Origin of the sequence: Streptomyces sp. NBC_00726, from assembly GCF_045161735.1 — a bacterium.
Taxonomy (GTDB): Bacteria; Actinomycetota; Actinomycetes; order Streptomycetales; family Streptomycetaceae; genus Streptomyces.
Genome location: NZ_CP108983.1, coordinates 6154143 through 6169557, shown reverse-complemented (window position 1 = coordinate 6169557; position 15415 = coordinate 6154143). Strand labels below are relative to the sequence as shown.

General features: G+C 72.2%; 14 protein-coding genes and 1 pseudogene. 6 read left to right on the top strand and 9 right to left on the bottom strand.

The genetic code is table 11. The features are described 5' to 3' along the window. Positions 1-28 precede the first annotated feature (28 nt). Positions 29-1462, bottom strand: a complete 1434-nt coding sequence (locus OG338_RS27440) for an FGGY family carbohydrate kinase (protein WP_405939901.1) — start codon at positions 1460-1462, stop codon at positions 29-31. A gap of 329 nt (positions 1463-1791) precedes the next feature. Here OG338_RS27440 and OG338_RS27435 point away from each other — a divergent pair, with 329 nt between their 5' ends. Together OG338_RS27435 and OG338_RS27430 are read left to right on the top strand one after the other, a co-directional pair. Beyond that, positions 1792-2778, top strand: a complete 987-nt coding sequence (locus OG338_RS27435) for a hypothetical protein (protein ID WP_405939900.1) — start codon at positions 1792-1794, stop codon at positions 2776-2778. Positions 2779-2825: 47 nt separating this feature from the next. Continuing rightward, the gene (locus tag OG338_RS27430; protein ID WP_405939899.1) at positions 2826-4355 is read left to right on the top strand and encodes an amino acid permease; all 1530 of its coding nucleotides are present in this window, start codon (positions 2826-2828) and stop codon (positions 4353-4355) included. A gap of 36 nt (positions 4356-4391) precedes the next feature. On the opposite strand, the gene OG338_RS27425 is transcribed toward OG338_RS27430, so the two are convergent. Genes OG338_RS27425 through OG338_RS27410 form a run of 4 tightly spaced genes read right to left on the bottom strand, consistent with a single transcriptional unit; the run spans position 4392 to position 8155 of the window. Then, positions 4392-5171: a sulfite exporter TauE/SafE family protein gene (locus tag OG338_RS27425; RefSeq protein WP_405939898.1), complete on the bottom strand. Its 780-nt coding sequence runs from the start codon at positions 5169-5171 to the stop codon at positions 4392-4394. Positions 5172-5208: 37 nt separating this feature from the next. Then, the gene (locus OG338_RS27420) at positions 5209-5856 is read right to left on the bottom strand and encodes a lactate utilization protein C (RefSeq protein ID WP_405939897.1); all 648 of its coding nucleotides are present in this window, start codon (positions 5854-5856) and stop codon (positions 5209-5211) included. Further along, complete coding sequence (locus OG338_RS27415; protein ID WP_405939896.1) at positions 5853-7391, bottom strand: LutB/LldF family L-lactate oxidation iron-sulfur protein; 1539 nt, start codon at positions 7389-7391, stop codon at positions 5853-5855. The genes OG338_RS27420 and OG338_RS27415 overlap by 4 nt, the downstream gene beginning before the upstream one ends. Then, positions 7388-8155, bottom strand: coding sequence for a (Fe-S)-binding protein (locus OG338_RS27410; RefSeq protein WP_405939895.1), 768 nt, complete (start codon positions 8153-8155; stop codon positions 7388-7390). The genes OG338_RS27415 and OG338_RS27410 overlap by 4 nt, the downstream gene beginning before the upstream one ends. Before the next feature lie 94 nt (positions 8156-8249). Here OG338_RS27410 and OG338_RS27405 point away from each other — a divergent pair. Further along, positions 8250-8339: pseudogene (locus OG338_RS27405) on the top strand (L-lactate permease); the annotation flags it as partial. A gap of 42 nt (positions 8340-8381) precedes the next feature. Here OG338_RS27405 and OG338_RS27400 read toward each other — a convergent pair. The 4 genes from OG338_RS27400 to OG338_RS27385 all read right to left on the bottom strand — a co-directional run bounded on the left by OG338_RS27400 (position 8382) and on the right by OG338_RS27385 (position 11471). After that, on the bottom strand, positions 8382-9134 hold the full coding sequence (locus OG338_RS27400) for a FadR/GntR family transcriptional regulator (protein ID WP_405939894.1): 753 nt from the start codon (positions 9132-9134) through the stop codon (positions 8382-8384). A 91-nt stretch (positions 9135-9225) separates the two neighbouring features. Then, a complete protein-coding gene (locus tag OG338_RS27395) occupies positions 9226-10269 on the bottom strand; it encodes a S66 peptidase family protein (RefSeq protein WP_405939893.1) in 1044 nt (347 codons plus the stop codon). Positions 10270-10278: 9 nt separating this feature from the next. Further along, positions 10279-10698: a DUF4440 domain-containing protein gene (locus OG338_RS27390; RefSeq protein ID WP_405939892.1), complete on the bottom strand. Its 420-nt coding sequence runs from the start codon at positions 10696-10698 to the stop codon at positions 10279-10281. Positions 10699-10730: 32 nt separating this feature from the next. Further along, positions 10731-11471, bottom strand: a complete 741-nt coding sequence (locus OG338_RS27385; RefSeq protein ID WP_405939891.1) for a class I SAM-dependent methyltransferase — start codon at positions 11469-11471, stop codon at positions 10731-10733. A 176-nt stretch (positions 11472-11647) separates the two neighbouring features. Between OG338_RS27385 and OG338_RS27380 the strand changes: the two genes are divergently transcribed. The 3 genes from OG338_RS27380 to fusA all read left to right on the top strand — a co-directional run bounded on the left by OG338_RS27380 (position 11648) and on the right by fusA (position 15367). Continuing rightward, the gene (locus OG338_RS27380) at positions 11648-12577 is read left to right on the top strand and encodes a DUF2510 domain-containing protein (RefSeq protein WP_405939890.1); all 930 of its coding nucleotides are present in this window, start codon (positions 11648-11650) and stop codon (positions 12575-12577) included. A 102-nt stretch (positions 12578-12679) separates the two neighbouring features. After that, the gene (locus tag OG338_RS27375) at positions 12680-12979 is read left to right on the top strand and encodes a hypothetical protein (protein ID WP_405939889.1); all 300 of its coding nucleotides are present in this window, start codon (positions 12680-12682) and stop codon (positions 12977-12979) included. A 303-nt stretch (positions 12980-13282) separates the two neighbouring features. Then, positions 13283-15367 carry an elongation factor G gene (fusA, locus tag OG338_RS27370; protein ID WP_405939888.1) on the top strand — a complete coding sequence of 695 codons (2085 nt, stop codon included), beginning with the start codon at positions 13283-13285 and terminating at the stop codon, positions 15365-15367. Positions 15368-15415: the final 48 nt, after the last annotated feature.

The window sequence follows — 15415 nt, the reverse complement described above, 5'->3', positions numbered from 1 at the left end:
CCCCTCGGAGCCAGGTGCACCCGGCTGCTCACGCCCGCTCCAGCAGCCCGCGTACGGCCGTCCGGAACGTGGTGAGGCGTTCGGCCGCCTCGTCCGGGCCGATGCGGGGTTCGTAGACCGCGGCCGGTTTCCAGGCGGGGACGGCCCGGGCGAGCGGGAGTGCGGGGTCGGCGCCCATGCGGGTCACCGCGCCGACGCCGAGCGCGGTGACGTCGGGGAGCGCGGACACCTCGACCGGGCGTTGCAGCAGGTCGGCCTGGGTCTGCATGAGGAGGGCGGAGCGGGTGAGGCCGCCGTCGACGCGCAGGACGGACAGCGGTGTGCCCCGGTCGGCGGTGACCGCGGCGGCCAGCTCGGCCACCTGGGCGGCGATCCCCTCGCACAGGGCGCGCACCAGGTGCCCGGCCGAGGTGTCCAGGCCGAGCCCGGTGACCGAGCCGCGCAGGTCGCTGCGCCACCAGGGGGCGGCGAGGCCGGCGAGTGCGGGGACGAAGGTGACGCCGCCGGTGTCGGGGACGGTGGCGCCGACCGGGTCGAGGTCGGCGGCGCCCGCGATCACCCCGAGGTCCGTGAGCCAGCGCACCGCGGAGGCCGCCGTGTAGACCTGGCCGTCCAGGCAGTAGCTGGTGCGCCCGCCGAGCCGCCAGGCCACGCAGCTGACCAGCCCGCCGGTGCTGCGGCGCGGTGCGGTGCCGGTGCCGGCGAGGAGGAACGCGCCGGTGCCGTAGGTGCACTTGGCGACGGACGGGTCCAGGGCGCTCTGGGCGAGCAGGGCCGCCTGCTGGTCGACCAGGAGTCCGGTGAGCGGGAGGTCGCCGCCGAAGACGCCCGTCGTACCGAAGGTTCCGGCGGCGTCGGTGACGGTCGGCAGCCGCTCGTCGCCGAGGCCGTAGGCGTCCAGCGCGGCCGGGGACCAGGCGACGCGGTCCAGGTCGAGGAGCTGGGTGCGTCCGGCGGTGGCGGCGTCCGTGACGAAGGCGCCGGTGAGCTGATGGACGAGCCAGGTGTCGCTGGTGGTGACGACGCCCTCGCGGGTCCGTTCGCGGCGGATCCAGGCCATCTTGGGGGCGGCGAAGTAGGGGTCGAGCGGGAGTCCGGTGAGGTGGTGCAACTCGTCGCTGCGGGGAGCGAGTTCCGCGCAGATGTCCGCGGCGCGGCGGTCCTGCCAGACGATCGCCTCGGTGAGCGGCCGCCCGGTGTCCGGGTCCCAGGCGAGGACCGTCTCGCCCTGGTTGGCGAGCCCGACGGCTTCGACGGTGCCGCCCGATTCGGCCAGGGCCTGCCGGCCGGCCGCGACGACCGATGCGAGTAATTCGGCCGGGTCCGTCTCGACGGCTCCGCCGGGACCGTAGCGGGGGCGTACGGGGGCTGAACCGGAACCGGTCACACCGCGCTCGGGACAGATCACCAGCGCTTTGGTTCCCGATGTGCCCTGGTCGATTGCCAGCACCGGGCCTGTCATCGGTTCTCCAGCGGTACGCGAGCCCGGGGCTCGAACGGAATCATGATCTTCGTTGCGGCCACCCAGAGTGGTGCAGCCCAGCGGTTACGTCAAGCAGGTGCCGGCCGTCTGTCCGGAACCTTTCGAAGGCGTCGGGGTAGCGCCAACACGAGTAAGCCGCAAGTGACTTGAGCAGAATCAATGATTCGTTCGAGAGTTCCACACAAAGGGCTCTACACTCACCGCCGAGCAGCAACCGGAAGCCCGAAAGCGGTTCGTACTTCAACTGTTTCTACGCCGCAATAATCCCTGAGGATCGATGAATTCAGCACTCCGTCCCGAGCGCGTCCATGGCCAACGGTGAATTCCGGCCGGTTTACCATCCGGCCGGCCACGACAATGAACTCCGAGCGGCGTTACAGGACTTACGGACCGGCCGCTGGATCGCCATGCGCGACCTGCTGGCGGGCACCCCGGACTGGGCCCGCTGGACCCAGCGCACCCAGGTCCTCGGCGCGGTCGCGGCGGGGACGGACGCGATACGGACCTGGCTGACCGAGGAGCCGGAGAGCCCCGCGGCGGCCGTGATGCGCGCCCGGGTCGCCGTGGAGCGCGCGGTACGGGCCAACCGCTCGGGCCACCCCAGCGGCCGGGAGCTCTGGCAGGAGGCGTGGGAGGCGTGCCGTTCGGCGGCGCACGCCGCACCGGCCGACCCGGTGCCCTGGGTGTGTCTGCTGGCCCTGTCCCAGCTGGACGACGACCAGCGGCTCGCCGAGCACCGGCTCCCGCCGCCCGGGCCCATGCTGTTCCCCGGCCCGTGGGGGCTGCTGGCGGAGGCCGACCGGCGCGACCCGCACAACCGCGAGGCGTACCACCGGATGCTCCAGTTCGTGTACGCGCGCGGGGCCGGCGGCGCGCTCTCCGAGGCGGTGAACTTCGTGCAGTGGGCGTCGTCCACGGCGCCCGAGGGCTCGGCCCTCCACGTACTCCCGCTGTATGTCCGGGTCGAGCGCTACCGCCGTGAGCACGACCACGACAAGGCCCTCGATCTGCACTGGGTCACCGAGGACGCCGAGCGCGAGGCGCTGCGCGCGCTGAGGATCTGGTACCGCAGCTCCCCCGCCGCCGGCCGCACCCTGCCCGATCTCAACCATCTGGCACACGCCCTGTGGGGGGCGCTCCGGTTCGCCGACGCGGCCGAGGTGTTCCGCGAGCTGGGCCCGTACTTCACCTCGCTGCCCTGGGCCTGCCGCTCCCGTACGCCGGACGCCCCCGGCGGTGCCGAGGAGGTCTTCGTGCGGGCCCGCGCCCGTGCGCTGGCGGCGGACCCCGGCTGAGCCCCCTTCCTTTTCCGAGTTGCCATCCACCCCCCAGGAGGTCCTCCATGTCCGTGTCCGCCTCGCCCCGCAAGGGTGCCGGGACCAGTGCGCCGAACGACGAGGAGCAACGGCTCCGTGAGCTCGGCTACCAACCGGTCCTGGCCCGCCGCATGGGCGGGTTCGGCAACTTCGCCATCAGCTTCTCCGTCATCTCGATCCTGTCCGGGTGCATGACCCTGTACGGCTTCGGCATGTCGACGGGCGGGCCGGCCGTGATGCTGTGGGGCTGGGCCGGGGTCGGTCTGTTCGTGCTGTGCGTCGGGATGGCGCTGGCCGAGGTGACGAGCGCGTATCCGACGTCGGGGGCGCTGTACTACATGGCGGACCGGCTGGGCGGCCGCAAGTGGGGCTGGTACACCGGCTGGCTGAATCTGCTCGGGCTGCTCGGCGCCATCGCGGGCATCGACTACGGCGCCGCGCTGTTCACGGGCGCGCTGATGAAGATCCAGTGGGGCTTCACACCCACCCCGGGCAAGACGATGATCATATTCGTCTGCATCCTGCTGCTGCACGCCGTCATCAACCTGTTCGGGGTGCGGCTGGTGAGCATCCTCAACTCGATCAGTGTGTGGTGGCACCTGGTGGGTGTGGCGGTGATCGTCTCCGTACTGGCGATCGTGCCCGCGCACCACCAGTCGCCCTCGTTCGTATTCACCGAGTTCGTCAACGACACCGGCTGGCACAACCCGTTGTACGTGGCGGCGATCGGGCTGCTGCTCGCGCAGTACACGTTCTGCGGCTACGACGCCTCGGCCCATCTGTCGGAGGAGACCTCGAACGCCTCGGTGTCGGCGGCGCGCGGCATCGTCCGGGCGATCTGGGTGTCGTGGGTGGCCGGTTTCGTACTGCTGGCCGGGCTCACCTTCGCCATCCAGGACTACGTGGGTACGCAGAACAGCGACACCGGTGTGCCGCCCGCGCAGATCCTGATCGACGCGCTGGGCACCTCGGGCGCGACGGCGATGCTGCTGATCGTGATCGCGGCGCAGCTGTTCTGCGGGAACGCCGAGGTCGCCGCCGCCAGCCGGATGGTGTTCGCCTTCAGCCGGGACAACGCGCTGCCCGGCTCCTCGCTCTGGCGGAAGGTGAGCGCGCGGACGCAGACACCGGTGCCGGCGGTGTGGCTGTCGGTGATCGTCGCCGGGGTGCTGGCGCTGCCGTCGCTGTATTCGGAGACCGCGTACGGCGCGGTGACCGCGATCAACGTCATCGGGATCACGCCCGCGTACGCGATCCCGATCTTCCTGAAGCTGCGCGCCGGGGGCCGTTTCCAGCGCGGGCCGTGGCACCTGGGCCGCTGGTCGAAGCCGGTCGGCTGGATCGCGGTGGTGTGGGTGGCGATCGTGACGGTGCTGTTCCTGCTGCCGCAGTCGTCCCCGGTGACCATCGGCTCGATGAACTACGCGTCGGTCGCCCTGGTCGTCGTGCTGGTCCTGGCCACGGTGTGGTGGTTCGTCGCCCGGCGCTCGTACGGCACGCCGTCGGCGTACGGGAGCGCGCGCGAGCAGGCGGAGATCGAGGAGGGCATCGTCTGACCGGCCCCGACGGCCTGACCTGACGGCCTGACGCCGTCAGGTCAGGAGGAGTTGGAGGCCGCCGACGACGGTGGCGGCCAGGACGATGCGCTCGAAGAGCCGCTGGTTGATGCGGTCCACGCACTTCCGGCCGATCCAGGCGCCCGGCAGCACGAACGCCAGCAGGCAGGCGTCCAGCAGCAGGGAGTGCCCGTCGATCAGCCCGAGGCCCACGCTGAACGGCACCTTCGAGGTGTTGACGATCAGGAAGAACGACGCCGAGGTGCCCAGGAAGCCCAGTTTCCGGAATCCGGCCGAGAGCAGATAGAGCGACATCACCGGGCCGCCCGCGTTGGCGACCATGGTCGTGAAACCGCCGAGCACCCCGTACGAACGTGCCTTGAGCCGTTCACCGGCGGTCGGCGGCCGGTCGTCGGCGCCGGGTTCGGCGCCCGGTTCGGCGACGGCCTCCGCCCGGCGGCGGCGCCAGACGGTGATGCCGGCCATGAAGACCAGGATCGCGCCGATCGAGGTCCGCACGGTGGCGTCGTCGGCCCACATCATGAACAGGGTGCCCGCCACCACACCGGCCGCGACGGCCGGGAAGAGCCGCAGCAGGGTCGGCCAGTGCGCGTGGCGCCGGTAGACGAGGACGGCGAGCACATCGCCGGCGATCAGGATCGGGAGCAGCACCCCGGTGGATTCGCGGGCGGGGAGTACCGCCGCGAAGACCGCGAGGCTGATCGTGTTGGCGCCGCTGACGGCCGTCTTGGAGAAGCCGACGAGTGCGGAAGCCGCGGCCAGTGCCGCCAGTTGCCAGAGGGTAAGTGTGTCCATGCCAGGCAGAGAGCGTAATCCCGCCCGGCATGATCACCTAGACATCTGTGCGAATCACGACCGCGAGGGTGCGCGGGCCGTGGACGCCCTCGACCCGCTCCAGCTCGATGTCGGAGGTGGCCGAGGGCCCGCTGATCAGCGTGGTCGGGCGCTCCGGCACCAGCCGGGCCACCGCCTCCGGCACGCCCACCTCCACGGTCGACAGGTCGACCACGCACACATGGAGGTCGGGGACGAGGGACAGCGCCCGGCGCCCCTGGTCGGGCGAGCCGTCCAGGAAGATGGTGCCGGTCTCGGCGCAGCTGACGGCGGACGCGGTGACGACACCGTCGAGGGCGTCCAGGCGCGGCGCCGGGATGTCCGCGGAGTCCTGCCGCACCTCGCCGTCGTACCCGGCCAGCCACCCGGTGTCGAGCCCCGGGGGCACCCCGATGCGCGCGGCCCCCCGCTCCCGCAGCACCTCGGCGATCACCTCGGCGGTCCGGCCGGCGGTGCATGTGCGGACCTGCGCCTTGTAGTCGACCAGCCGGTCGGTGAAGAGGGCGAGGCGTTCGGTGTCGGGGAGGGTGCGCCCGGTGCGGTAGGCGCGCGGGACGGGGGTTTCGCCGGCGGCTGTCTCGCGGGCGGGTGCGAGGGCGAGCGCGTCCCGGACGCGGCCGAGCACGGTGTCGCGGGCGGTCGTCATGCGCCGTCCTCCTGCTGCTGGTTACGGGTGTGTTCGGCGGCGGCCTCGCGCATGGCGGCCGTGCCCTCGGCCGAGGCCAGCCAGGCGCGGAAGGTCTGCTTCGGCGGGGCGGGGGTGTCGCGGCTGTCGCTCCAGCCGTTGAGCGGGGGCGGCAGCGCCGGGAGCTTCCCGTCCCGGGCGAGGACCCGGCCGAGCCGCGACGCCTTCTGCGCGGCGGTGTACACCTTGGGCCGGCCCATCACCGCGCCGGCCGCCTTCATGGCGAGCTTTTCGGCGGTGGTGCCGGACTGCTCGGTGTGCTGGTGGCGCAGCTCGACCAGCAGCGAGGGGATGTCGATCTTGACGGGGCAGGCGTCGAAGCAGGCCCCGCAGAGGCTGGAGGCGTACGGCAGCGAGCTGTTGGGGTCGTCCTTGACGGCGTGCATCCCGGCGAGCTGCGGGGTGAGTACGGCCCCGATGGGTCCGGGGTAGGTCGAACCGTAGGCGTGCCCGCCGGCCCGTTCGTACACCGGGCAGACGTTGAGACAGGCCGAGCAGCGGATGCAGTTCAGCGCCTCGCGGCCGATGCGGTCCGCGAGGGCCGCGGTCCGGCCGTTGTCGAGGAGGACCAGGTGGAAGGTCCGCGGTCCGTCCCCGGGGGTGACTCCGGTCCACATCGAGGTGTACGGGTTCATCCGCTCGCCCGTGGAGGAGCGCGGCAGGAGCTGGAGGAAGACCTCCAGGTCCTGGTAGCGCGGGAGGACCTTCTCGATGCCCATGACGGTGATCAGCGTATCGGGGAGGGTCAGGCACATGCGGCCGTTGCCCTCGGACTCGACGACGGAGAGGGTGCCGGTCTCGGCGATCCCGAAGTTGGCCCCGGAGACGGCCACCCTGGTGGTCATGAACTTCTCGCGCAGATAGGCGCGGGCGGCGGCGGCCAGGTGGGCGGGGACGTTGTCCAGGGCCGGGTCGACGCCGGGGATCTCCTTGAGGAAGATCTCCCGGATCTCGTCCCGGTTGCGGTGGATGGCGGGGACGAGGATGTGCGAGGGCTTGTCGTGGGCGAGCTGGACGATGAGTTCGGCGAGGTCGGTCTCGTGCGCGGTGATGCCGAGGGATTCCAGGTGTTCGTTGAGGCCGATCTCCTGGGTGGCCATGGACTTGACCTTGATGACCTCGTCGCTGCCGGTCTCCTGGACGAGCCGGGCGACGATCTCGTTGGCCTCGACGCCGTCGCGCGCCCAGTGGACGGTGCCGCCGCGCGCGGTGACGTTGCGCTCCAGCTCCTCCAGGAGTTCGGGGAGCCGGTTCATGGTGTCGGTCTTGATGGCCGATCCGGCGTCGCGCAGCTCCTCCCAGTCGGGCAGTTCGCCGGTGACGTGGAGGCGTTTGGCGCGGATGGTGTGGGTGGCGCGGCCGAGGTTGCGGCGCAGCTGTTCGTTGCCCAGCTCGTCGTGGGCGGCGGCGGGGAACTTCCGGTCGCCGCGCAGATTGCCCGTGCCGTACGGGGAGCGGGGCGGGGTCGCGGGCATGCCGAGAAACGTCGCGCTCATCGGGCGGCCTCCGTCAGGGCGTGCGGCGAGGTGCGGGTGGCGGACAGGATCTGGGCGAGGTGCAGGGTCTGCGTGCCGGCCTTGATACGGGAGAGCCCGCCGCCGATGTGCATCAGACAGGAGGAGTCGCCGGCGGTGCACACGTCGGCTCCGGTCGCGGTCACGTTGCGCATCTTGTCCCGGAGCATGGCCGTCGAGGTGTCGGCGTTCTTCACGGCGAAGGTGCCGCCGAATCCGCAGCAGGAGTCGGCCTCGCCCAGCTCGACCAGGTCGATCGCGTCGACGGCGCGCAGCAGCCGCAGCGGTTTGTCGCCGACCCTGAGCATGCGCAGCGAGTGGCAGGTGGGGTGGTACGTGACCCGGTGCGGGAAGTACGCGCCGACATCGGTCACGCCCAGCACGTCCACCAGGAGTTCGGACAGCTCGTAGGTCTTCGCCTTGACGGTGGCGACGCCCGCGCGCAGCGCCGCGTCCCCGTACCGCTCGGCGACGATCTCGTGCTGGTGGCGGACCGATCCGGCGCAGGAGCCCGACGGCATGACGACGGCGTCGATGGAGGTGTCGCCGAACTGGGCGGCGAAGTTGCGGACCAGCGGGACGGGCTCGCGCTGGTAGCCGGTGTTGACGTGCATCTGGCCGCAGCAGGTCTGGCCCGGCGGGAACACCACGTCGTGGCCCAGGCGGGCCAGCAGCACCGCGGTGGATTTCACCGCCTCGGGGAAGAGTGTGTCTCCCAGACAGGTGGCGAAGAGTCCGATACGCATGGAGCCTCCCCGATCCGAAGTTATGGTCCGACCATATTATCCTCCGGCCGATTACGGGAGGGTGCAGACGCACCCGAAGTGATCGCCGAATCAGCTCTCGCCGGTGCTCGGCCGGCTCGGCACCGCCATGACCGGCTCCAGCACCTCGGCCAACGCGCTGTTCGCCAACCTCCGGTCCACGGCCGCGCTGTCCTGGACGCCGCCGTAGGACCGTGCGGCGGGGGTGCTACTCGGCGCCCTCGCCACCGGCCTCGGTCCGGTCCTCGTCGACCAGCGTGCCGTGGAAGCCGCGGATGTGGCGCTCGGCGAGGTCGGCCGCCGCCTCTCCGTCACCGGTACGCACCAGCCTCAGCATCTCCGTGTGCTCGGCGTTGAGCCGGGCCTGGGCGGCGGGCCAGTCGTCCACCTCTTCGAGGGCCCGCAGGATGAGAGGCCGTACGGACTCGCGTACCGCAGCGGTCAGTGTGGAGGTCAGCGCGTTGCCCGAGCTGCTGGCCACCTGGACGTGGAACCGCGTGTCGAGTTCGTTGAACTCCTCCGGCTCGATGCCCTCCCGTGCCATCCGGGCGACCACCGCACCCGCCGCGTCCAGGTCCTCGCCGGACGCGTGCTCCGCGGCGGCCGCGAAGCTGGAGCGCTCCAGGGCGACCCGGGCCTCCATCACGTCGTGCAGGCTGTAGCTGCCGAGGGCGAAGTGCAGACGCAGCAGCCGGCCGAGCGCGTCGTCCGGATTGCGCACGATACGGGCCCCGGAGTCGTGGCCCCGGCCGGGCTGCGCGACCAGCACACCGATCGTCTCCAGCACCCGCAGCGCCTCCCGGAGCGCCGACCGGCTCACCCCGAACACGGGGGCCAGCTCGCGCTCCGGCGGGAGCCGGTCCCCGGCCCTCAGCTTCCCGGCGAAGACCTGCTCCTCGATGCTCTGGAGCACGAGTTCATGGGTCCGGACCTGCCGCACGGGCTGCCACTCGACGGGCATCCGCTCCTCCACTCCCGTTCGGGCGTATGCGTAACATCCCGACTATGTCACACACACCATGTGGTCGGACCACAAAACGGAGAGCCCCCGCTCAGTAGGTGACGGTGATACGCCGGGCCTCGCCGTCCACCCGGATTCTGCCGCCGAACGGGATGATCACCTGCGGGTCGGTGTGACCGCAGTCGACGTCGAAGACCGCCATGGTGCCGGGGGCGTACTCCGCGAGGGCGCGCAGCACCGCCTCCCGCTGCTCCCGGCGGTACGCCGCGCCGGCTTCCGCGTCGAGCGGCTTGTCGAAGGACCAGTTCTTCGCGCGCCCCATCAGCAGGGCGGGGAAGCGCCGCAGCAGGCCCCGCTCCCCCATGTTGCGCAGGATGCGGTACACCTCGTCGGCGCTCGGCAGCTCCTCGGAGGTTTCGAGGAACAGCACCCGGCCGTCGTAAGCCTCCGGGGGCAGGATCTCGCGGTCGGCCATCAGCAGCCAGGCCAGGATCTCCAGGTTGCCGCCCCAGCTCGCACCCTCGACCACGCGGTCCGCGTTGTGCCACGTCCAGCCGTCGCCGGGAAGCAGGCCGGGCTCCTGCTCGAAGGTGCGCGGGTCCCTCCAGTCCCGGCTGATGCTGCCGGTCTCCTTCGCCGGCGTCAGCTCGTACTCGCCGTGGGTGAAGAGCGCGGCCCGCAGGGACTCGGCCGTCTGCGGGTGCAGCGCGCCGGGGCGGCCGAACTCGACCATGACCGCGCCGCCGTGGTAGCCGACGATGCCGAGGTTGTCGAGGAACACCAGCAGGTTGGTGTTGTCGCTGTAGCCGAAGAACGGTTTGGGGTTGGCACGCAGCAGTTCGCGGTCCAGGTGGGGCAGCACGGTGATCTGGTCGTCGCCGCCGATGCTGGCTATGACGGCCTTGATCTCCGGGTCGGCGAACGCCGCGTGGAGGTCGGCGGCGCGCTCCTGCGGGGTGGCGCCCATCTTCCGGGTGCAGGGATACTCCACCGGCTCCAGGCCGAAGTCCTCGCGGAGCCTGCGCAGGCCCAACTCGTAGGGCAGCGGCAGGATTCCGGGCAGACCGGAGGATGGTGAGAGCACGGCGACGCGGTCGCCGGGCCGGGGCTTGGACGGGTGGCGGGATGGTGTCATCGGGTGAGCCTATGCAACGCCGCCGGGGCTGTCCGCGGGATATTCGGCGGTGGCCCGCGCGGGACCGGCCGGGGTGCCCTGGTGGAAGTACATCCGCCACCGCTCACCGGTCCTGCGCCACAGCGAACTGCGCCTGAACAACTGGCCGCCGCGCTCGGTGACGTATGTCAGATGGACCAGGTCCGGGGCGAGCAGGGTGCCGGACAGCTCGGTGACCTCGGGGCCGGGGTCGTCGTCCGCGACGGCGGAGGTGACGGCGAGGATGGAGGCGCGGTCGTAGCGCCGTCCGGAGGCGCCGAATTCGGCGAAGTCCGGGTCGAGCAGTTCCGTCACCGCCTCGGGCGACGCCCGTACCGCCGGGTCGAGCAGTCGCAGTTCGCCCGCCATGGCGGCCCGTACGGCCCGCCCCTCCTCGTCGCTGAGCTTCATACGGACCGACCTTACGTCGGCGGGGCGGGCGGTCAGGCCAGGACCAGGAGGTCCATCCAGCTCACGGCGGGCCGGTCCGGCTCCTGTTCCGCCGCGGTACGCAGCCGGCGCATCCCGCGCTCGAACTCGTCGTCGCCGAGGCCGCGCAGCTTCGCGTCGGTGTCCCGCCTGATCCGGTCGGCGAACGCGGCGAGGCTCGGCGCGCTCTCCTGCGGCACCGCGTGCAGGGCGACGCGGGTGAAGCCGGCCCCGGCGAACGCGGCGCACGTCTGCTCCACCGTGGGGTAGCCGTCCACGATGCGTTCGGCGCCGGGGAAGAAGCGGACCCGCAGGTCCCGTGCGCACCGGCCCGGGAAGGAGTTGCGGATGAGCACGGGGGCGCCGGGCTTCAGCGCCCTGCGCAACTCCCGGGCGGCGGCGGGCAGATCGCCGATGTGGTGGACGACCGAGCCCAGCCAGGCCGCGTCCGCGCAGCCGTCCGGCACCGGCAGCTCCTCGGCCCGCCCGTCCAGCGCCTCGATCAGCGTGTTGCGGGGGATCAGCGCCCGCATGGCGGCGGCCGGTTCCACGGCCAGGACCCGGACGCCGAACCAGTCGGCGAAAGCGGCGGCGAAGGAGCCGGTGCCCGCGCCCACGTCCAGGACGGTGGCGCCCGGTGCGAGTGCCACTTCGGCGGCGATGGCGGCGCGCCAGGCGGTGAGCCCGTCGCGCGGGATCTCCCGGGCGAGGCGGTAGTCCTCGGCGAAACGACGGTCGGGGGCGGTCGCTTCCATGGGGCCCTCACTTCTGGGCGCGGTCAGGCGGGTCCGCCGCGCCCTCGTCGGCGGATGCTAGCGATACCCCCTCCACATGTCTAGACCATGGCGGGCGGCAGATGCGGGCGGTGGGCCGGTCAGGTTCGCCCACCCGGTTCATAGGATTCTCAGGCAGTCCGGTTAACGTGTCGGGCGTGACCCAGACGAGCCCGCCCGGCTGGCATCCAGACCCCGGGTATTCAGGATTTGGCCCCCGCCACGAGCGCTGGTGGGACGGCACCCAGTGGACCGACCATCTGCGCGTACCGCCGGCGGCCGCCCGCAGCAGGCGCATACGCATCGGGGCGGGTATCACCGCTGCCGTGGTGGTGCTGGCCGCCATCGGAGGCGGTGTCTATCTGCTGACGGACGACTCGGACGGCAAGAGCGACACCGCCGCCACCGCCCCGTCCGGCTCTCCCTCCCCCGGACCCGACCGGCAGCGCGGCGACGGCCCGGGCGGCAGCGGCGGCGACAACGGTGAGGAGCGCGGCGACGGCGGCACCGGCGGCGGCAACGACGACCGGTCGCCGGAGCAGGGGCAGCCGCAGATCGAGGACGGTTACGCGACGGATCTGGCCAGCGGCATCAGCATCCCGGTCCCGGACGGCTGGAAGGGCGAGTCGGGGATGGGCGCCGGGGTGACCACCGGGACGTACGCCTGCCCCGGTGACACCAGCGAGAAGTGTGTGCGCGGCGGGGTGTTCTCCGCCCCCGCCGAGGCGCTGAAGCTGACCACCAGGACGGCGAAGGCCACCGCCGAGAAGGACATCGAGGCCAACGCCGACGCGTCCTACGGCGAGAAGATCTACGGCGGCATCACCTCGCACAAGGAGCTGAAGTCCGAGGCGGTCACGGTGGCCGGGCAGCAGGGCTACCGGGTGCGCTGGAAGGTGGTGACGAAGAACGGCGACGACGGCTACGTGGAGTCGCTGGCCTTCCCGTCACCGCTGGCCAAGGACATGATGGTGGTGGTCCGTTCCGGCTTCGACATCAACAGCAAGGCACCTTCGCTGTCCGTCCTGGACACGATCACGAAGGGCATCAAGGCGGCGTCGGGCGGCGGCTCCGGCACCGACGCCTGACGGCCCGGCGGGCGCGCCGCACGGCCCGGGTGAGTATCCGGGCCGTGCGGTCTGAGTACGTTCCCCGATCCCGGGCCGGGGCGCCGCCGCTGAAATGGGGTCATGGCTCCCGACCCGAAGCGCCTCCGCGTGCGGCACGTCACCAGTGCCGGCACCTCCCTGGCCCTCTCGCTCGCCCCGCTCGTGATCGGTGTGCTGTTCGCGCGCACGATGGCCCTGGACCCGCACACACCGGTGAACGCCCTGATCACCCGGGGCGGCCGGGGTGCCGGCCCGTCGCCCGCCGAGTGGCGCGGCTGCGGCCGGAGCGCGCTGCGCCGGTGCCGGACCGCCTGCCGGCCCCTGGGTCCCCGGCGGACCCGGCCGGAAAACCGGTTCCCCCGCGCGCCCCGCCTTCCCTAAACTCGCCGCACACCGCGCGCCGGCCGTCCGCCGGCGCGTCCGCCGTGACCGTTGAGGGGAGACCGCCGTGCGATACCGCACCGCCGCCGTCGTCCCCCCGTCGCGGTTCGAGGTGATCCTGGTGTCTCGCGCCGCCCGGAGCCGGCTGCGCGGCCGGCCCCGGACCCCGTGACGAACACCCGGGCCCCGCACGTTTTCTGACTCGTAGTCATCTCCAGTGGGGCCCCGAGGCCCGCATCCGGGCTGTTTCGTCCGGGGGTATCGCGCCGTCTTCTTCCGGATCATCCCGAAAGGCCACCGGCCGTGCGTACCCACCAGCACCACTCCCCCGTCACCGCTCTGACCACCGTCCGCAACCTGGGCATCCTGGCCCATGTCGACGCCGGCAAGACCACCGTGACCGAGCGGATCCTCTACACCACCGGCACCACGCACAAGCGCGGTGAGGTCCACGACGGTACGACCATCACGGACTTCGACTCCCAGGAGCGCGACCGGGGCATCACCATCTTCGCCGCGGCCGTCAGCTGCACCTGGGACGGTCACCGGATCAACCTCATCGACACCCCGGGGCACGTGGACTTCGCCGACGAGGTGGAACGTTCGCTGCGGGTGCTCGACGGCGCGATCGCGGTGTTCGACGCGGTCGCCGGGGTGGAGCCGCAGAGCGAGTCGGTATGGCACCAGGCGGACCGGCACTCCGTTCCGCGCATCGCCTTCGTCAACAAGCTGGACCGGGCCGGCGCGGACCTGGACACGGCGGTCGCCTCGATCCGGGACCGGCTGCACACCGTCCCGCTCGTGGTGCAGCTGCCCATCGGGGCGGAGGACGCCTTCCGTGGAGTGGTCGACCTGGTGCGTATGCGCGCCCTGGTGTGGGCGGACGGCGCCGAGGTTCACGAGGAGGGCGAGGTGCCCGACGGGCTGCGCGAGGAGGCGGCCCGGCGCCGGCGGCTCCTGGAGGAGGCGGTGGCGGAGCTGCATCCGGCGGCCCTGGAGGAGTTCTGCGTACGCTCCGAGCTGTCGGCGGAGACTCTGACCGGGGCGCTGCGGGATCTGACGCGGACCGGTGAGGGGGTCGTGGTGCTGTGCGGTTCGGCGTACCGGAACCGGGGTGTCGAACCGCTGCTGGAGGCGGTCGTCGCGTATCTGCCCTCCCCGCTCGATGTGCCGCCGGTACGGGGTGTGCTCGACGGGGCGGTGCAGGAACGGGCCGCCGATCCTCAAGGGCCGTTCGCCGCACTGGCGTTCAAGGTGAACGCGACCGCGACGGGCCGGCTGACGTATCTGCGTGTGTACGCGGGAACGATCCGGAAGGGGGAGACGGTGCTGGACGCGACCACCCGGCGCACCGAGCGTGTCGGGCGCATTCTGCGGGTCCGGGCGGACCGGCATGTGGACGTGGCCGCGGCGGTGGCCGGGGACATCGTCGCGGTCATCGGCCCGAAGGCCGTCCGGCCCGGTGCCACGCTGTGCGCGCCCGGCGCCCCGCTGGTCCTGGAACCGCCCGCGGTGGCCGATCCGGTCGTGTCCGTGGCGGTGGAGGCGCGGCGGAGCACGGACACCGAGCGGCTGATGGCCGCGCTGGTCCGGCTGGCCGAGGAGGACCCGTCGCTGGTGGTGCGCACGGACCCCGAGACCGGTCAGACCGTCCTCTCGGGCATGGGCGAGCTGCATCTGGAGGTGGCCGCGGAGAAGATCCGCCGCGACCACGGTCTGGACGTACGGGTCGGCCGGCCGCAGGTCGCGCACCGGGAGACGCTGGTGCGCGGGGTGTCCGGGCTGGTCTACCGGCATGTCAAACAGGACGGTGGGGCCGGGCAGTTCGCGCATGTCGTCATCGACGTCGAACCGCTGGAAGCCACCGGCGGCGAGGAGGCGGCGGAGTTCGCGTTCGGTTCGGCGGTCGTCGGCGGCCGGGTGCCGCAGGAGTATGTGCGGGCGGTCGAGGCGGGCTGCCGGGACGCGCTGGCCGAGGGGCCGCTGGGCGGGCATCCGGTGACCGGGGTGCGGGTGACGCTGACCGATGGCGCGACGCATCCCAAGGACTCCTCGGAGATGGCGTTCCGCACGGCGGGGCGGTTCGCGCTGCGGGAGGCCCTGCGGGCGAGCGCGATGGTGCTGCTGGAACCGGTGGTCGAGGTGACGGTCACCGTGCCCGGTGACGCGGTCGGCGGGGTGCTCGGCGACCTGGCCGCCCGGCGCGGCCGGGTCTCCGGCTCCACCACGCGGGGCGGTGCGGCGGTGGTCACGGCGACCGTGCCGCTGGCCGAGCTGTTCGGTTACGCGACGCGGCTGCGCAGCCGTACGCAGGGCCGGGGCACGTTCACCACCCGGGCGACCGGGTATGCGCCGGCACCCGCCGTCACGGCCTCCGGGACCGGCTGACGGAAAGGTCCCGCCCGCCATCGCGGCGGGCGGGACCTGTCGTCGTAC